This is a genomic window from Candidatus Eisenbacteria bacterium, assembly GCA_035712145.1.
Taxonomy (GTDB): Bacteria; Eisenbacteria; RBG-16-71-46; order RBG-16-71-46; family RBG-16-71-46; genus DASTBI01.
In genome coordinates this window covers 1-3,667 of sequence record DASTBI010000029.1, presented here as the reverse complement: position 1 = coordinate 3,667, position 3,667 = coordinate 1, and the positions used below count along the sequence as shown (strand labels likewise).

2 protein-coding genes are annotated in these 3,667 nt (G+C 67.4%); both read right to left on the bottom strand.

Annotated elements, in window-relative coordinates:
• Positions 1 to 533: 533 nt before the first annotated feature.
• Entirely contained in the window at positions 534 to 1,049 is a 516-nt protein-coding gene (locus VFQ05_01290; protein HET9325382.1) for an SEC-C metal-binding domain-containing protein, read from the bottom strand.
• Between the two features lie 134 nt (positions 1,050 to 1,183).
• Positions 1,184 to 3,667 (bottom strand): FlgD immunoglobulin-like domain containing protein (locus tag VFQ05_01285; protein HET9325381.1); only part of this gene is annotated, 2,484 nt, incomplete at its 5' end.

Below are 3,667 nucleotides of genomic sequence, written 5' to 3'. Positions count from 1 at the left end.
CTCCATTTCGACATCGGGCACGCTTCTTGGATCCGAGCGGGCATTGAAGTCCCAATGGGGCTGAGGGTCGGATCTCATGGAGAGCCAACACTCAGCCTGTCTCGGGTCGAATCCACCATGAGGAGGGACTATGTGCCGCGCAGCGAACGCACCCAGCCTCTCCCTCGTCCTCGGCAGGAGGTTCCTCATCGTCGCCGGATTGGCGGCGGCCCTCGTGAGTTGCGGGACGGTGGGAAACAGAATCACTGGAGTGAAAGTCGGTCGGGCACAGCCAACCACCTGCATCCGCAATTGCAATGAGCTCTACAACGGCCTCATCGCCAGGGAATCAAAGATGCGCGAGCAGAATCTCGAGCTTTGTCGGCAGCTGTCTCAGCCGCAGCTCGGGACCTGCCTGATGGAGGAAGGCGAACGTCATGCCGCGGAGATGACGAGGCTGGAGCAGGCGAAGGCGGACTGTCTGAGCAGCTGCACGAGAGACGCGCCCGGTTGAACCGTCATCCGGCCGCGACTGTGGCGAAAGAAGCTCGTGCCTACCTTGCCGTCGACGGAGGCGGACCCGGGTGCCAGTGGCCGTGGTTCGGATCCCAGTGCTGGTTGGTCGCCGGGTCGTAGGTCCACGGAGCCGGCGTGGATGCCGGCGCCCCCTGAGGAGCTCCGGCCGCGGGATTCGTTGCCGCCGAGTCTCCGGGAGGCATCGGGCTGATGGCGCCCGCGCCCCGCAGCTCGGGCGGCGGAGGCGGGCCGGCGTGCCAGTGCCTGTGGACGGGATCGAAGTGGCGGTTCGTCGTCGAGTCGTAGGTCCAAGGCGCTGCGGCAGGACCCGCCGTGTTGTCAACAGCTCCCGGTGTGCCCATGCTCGTCGTGGCGCGGTTGCGGGTGAGGGTGAACCCGACGCCCACGATGACGATCGCCGCGATGGCGATGCCGACGTAGAGCCACGGCCCACGGACTTGCCGGCCGAGCTGGAGCTTGCCTTCACAGCAGTTCTTGTACTTGCGGCCGCTCCCGCACGGGCAAGGATCGTTGCGTCCCACAGTCGTCGTCATGGATGGCCTCTGGACCCCGGGTGACCATAGGTGGGTCGCTTGGCCGCGATTCTACGCTTTCTCGTGCGGGAGATCCCGCAGCCCTGACGGTCACGGGAAGCTGCGGATGCAGGCAGCTGGCTGTGCCCTGCGCTCTACTGCAGCCTGACCATCCGCGTATGGAGCGTCTTCGACGGGGTCGTGAGCCGGACCAGGTAGATCCCGTTCTTGACGTGATTGCCGTGCCGATCGCGGCCGTTCCATGTGGCGGTGTGCGGGCCGGGAGCGAGCTTGCTGCTGATCAGCGTCTGAACCCGACGACCCGCGACGTCGAACAGCTCGAGATTCACCTCGCCTGCCTGCGCGAGCCCGAAGCGGATGGTGGCGAACGCGCGGGAGGGATTGGGGCTCGGGGTTGCGAGGAAGTCCACGTGCGTGGCGACGTCATCCACGCCAACGACGGAGTGCCCCGTGGCCGGCACGGGGAGCGCGACGGCGGCGCCCCAGTTGCCGGCGGCGTCGCGCCCGCGCAGCCAGAACGTCATGGTGCCCGACAGCACGTTGTCGGTCGCGAGTGCCGCCGACGCCTGTACCGTGGGAGTGCCGAATGCGCCTGACATGGGGATCCCACTCCCCGCGGATGCTGGAGTCGAGCCGATCGAGTACTCCGCCGCCGCCACGCCGCCGCCGCCCATCTCGGCGTCGGTGAACGTGGCCATGAGCGTTGCCGGTCGGAGACGTCGGATCGGCATCGGGCTGCTGGTCGCAGTGCCGGAGATGAGCACGGGGCCGCGCGTGTCACCGCCGGTACGGGCCAGGGCGAACGAACCGCTCAACACCGCGGTCGACTGCAGAGCCGGCGAGCCGTCGTCCGCCACTCGAACACGCAGCTGCACGTTCGTGGAGTTCGGGATCGGAGCGCCACCGAGGGCGCCGCCCAGGTCCCAGATGCAGCCCGAGTCGGCGCACACGGCCGTCGTGGCCGGGGTCCACGAGTCGCCGCCGTCCAACGAATAGTCCACCCAGCGGCCGGCGATGGTGCGACCCACGTCGGGACGGATCGAGTATCGGATGGTCAGGAAGTTGTCCGTGACCACGGCTCCCGGCGTCGGCTGGACGATGTGGACCTCGGGGGGATCGTGTCCCAGCAGCCAAGAAACCGCATCATGCAGAACGCCGGTGCGCGCCTCGAGGTGCGAGGTCGAGCTGCCGGCGAGCGAACGCCACTCGTAGAACAGGCCAACCAGTCGCGACTTCTCCCCGCCCCAGACGCCGACCCCACTGGTGCCTCGCGTGGAGTTGCTTTCCCAGTGCATGCCGATGTGCCTGTTCTTGATGGAGTTCTCGGTCCAGTCGCCGGCCCATATGCCGTCCGTTGCCGGAGCGGCTCCGACGTTGTCACCCGAGTCCGGGTAGAGCTCCAGTGCATAGGGGATCGAGTCGGTGAACGCGCCCGACACCGGGCTTCCGCTGACGCCGGTGAGCGTGTCCGCCCAGATGTTGTCGATGAAGTAACGCGTCTTGAGGCCGCTCTCGAGCCATAGCTCGCGCTCGAGCGAGTAGGAGGGACTGCCGGCGTCGGACAGTCCGAAGCCGATGTCATGACCCGTCACCAGCAGGCGTCCGCCGAAGTCGAGGAGCGAGTCGATCGCCGCGCGCTGTGCATCGCTGAAGGGCGGGTACTTGTTGGGATCCACCTGCCAGACGACCGCCTGGTATCGGCGCAGCCCGGCCGAAGAGTTTCCCACCAGAGGAGGGTCGTTGGCGGCGGCGGGGAGTACGTCCACACCCCACCCGAGCGCGGCGAACGCGTTGGACCAGGTGGCGAGCACGTCAGCATTCGGATCATCCATGAGGAGCGCGATCGTTCCGGCTTGAAGAGTGGTGAACGAGCGATGCTGTCCGTCCAGGCTATCGACGCTCGTGGCTCCACCCGGCGTGACGGATTCGAGGTCGTACCGATAAGTGGTGCCCGGCTGGAGACCGGTGAGCAGCACGGAGTGCTGCATCGTGTATCCGCTCGAGTCCGCCACGGATTGGAGCGGCACGGTCGAACCGAAACGAACCCGCGTTGATGCGTTCAGGTTGGTGGTCCAGGACACCACGGCCTGGGTCGCGCCCAGCGCGATGGCGTCCACGTTGGTGATCGCCGGCGCCTCCACGTTGACTCGCGCGGTGGCCACCACGGAATTGCCCCCGCCACCCGTGTAGCTCACCGTCACCAAGTCACCCGAGCTGACCGCGAAGACCCCATCGCCCGACACGGGCAGGACTGGAGCGATCGCGAACGAGCCGCGGAACACTCCGTTCGCTCCGGTCAGCGCCACGTTCTGGGGGAGGCCTTCGGTGCTCGACCACGCCTGAGCCGTGATCGGGCCGGACGCGTCGGTGTCGATCACCTCGATCTCGACCGAGTCGCTGAGGGCGTACTGGTAGCGGTCGAGCGCAACGGCGCCGGCGGGCCCGCCCACGCCGCCGGTGATGCAAAGCGCAAACGGTTGAGGGCCCTGGACGATGCGGCGACCCTCGACACGGATCGTCCAGAGACCCGCGCCGGGTGTCGCGAGCCGCACGAGCTCCTCGACGTTCAGCGAATCCCGTGTTCCGCCAGGAGCCGAGACATAGTTGAGCAGATAGTT

Bases quoted from the DNA above. Each gene is read 5' to 3' on its own strand.
- VFQ05_01290 (HET9325382.1), bottom strand. From the start codon at position 1,049: ATGACGACGACTGTGGGACGCAACGATCCTTGCCCGTGCGGGAGCGGC.